The sequence below is a fragment of the Natrialba taiwanensis DSM 12281 genome (genome assembly GCF_000337595.1).
GTDB lineage: Archaea > Halobacteriota > Halobacteria > Halobacteriales > Natrialbaceae > Natrialba > Natrialba taiwanensis.
In genome coordinates this window covers 201,854-202,511 of sequence record NZ_AOIL01000049.1, presented here as the reverse complement: position 1 = coordinate 202,511, position 658 = coordinate 201,854, and the positions used below count along the sequence as shown (strand labels likewise).

At 63.0% G+C, this 658-nt stretch carries 1 pseudogene (only partly in view); it reads left to right on the top strand.

Annotated features, from left to right (window positions below):
• Positions 1–658 (top strand): annotated as a pseudogene (locus tag C484_RS13885) (hypothetical protein); its annotated part runs 11 nt beyond the window's last position; the annotation flags it as partial.

Below are 658 nucleotides of genomic sequence, written 5' to 3'. Positions count from 1 at the left end.
TCGAAGTCCTCGATTGGGCCGAGGAGATGGAGCGGGTCCGAGCCGCGCTCGTTCTCGAGCGCGGCGAGTTCCCTGGTCCATCCGCACTGTACAAGTCGTTTGATCGAGCACCGATGCGGATCTGGAGAGAACTGCTCCGACTCTCGTCGGAGCTGCTCGATCAGTCCGGTCACGCCGCCATCGACGCCACCTATTTCGACCGCCAACAGGCGTCGAGCCACTNGCTCCGACTCTCGTCGGAGCTGCTCGATCAGTCCGGTCACGCCGCCATCGACGCCACCTATTTCGACCGCCAACAGGCGTCGAGCCACTCCCTCAAACGATGCGATCGAGACGTACGGACGATACAGGCGACGTTTCTCGTCGATACCGCGCAGGGCGCGGTGATCGACGTACACTGTAGTGCGAAGTGGCCAAACGGGACGAAGATCGGCCCGCAGGTNCGCGCAGGGCGCGGTGATCGACGTACACTGTAGTGCGAAGTGGCCAAACGGGACGAAGATCGGCCCGCAGGTCGTCCGGCGGAACGCCGCCGACCTGCTCACACTCGCCGCTGACAAAGGCTATGGCGATATGAGCTTCCGCGAAGAACTCCGTGCTGACGGCGTGAGACCGCTGATTAAACACCGCGTCTTCGCACCCTACGATCACGCGCACA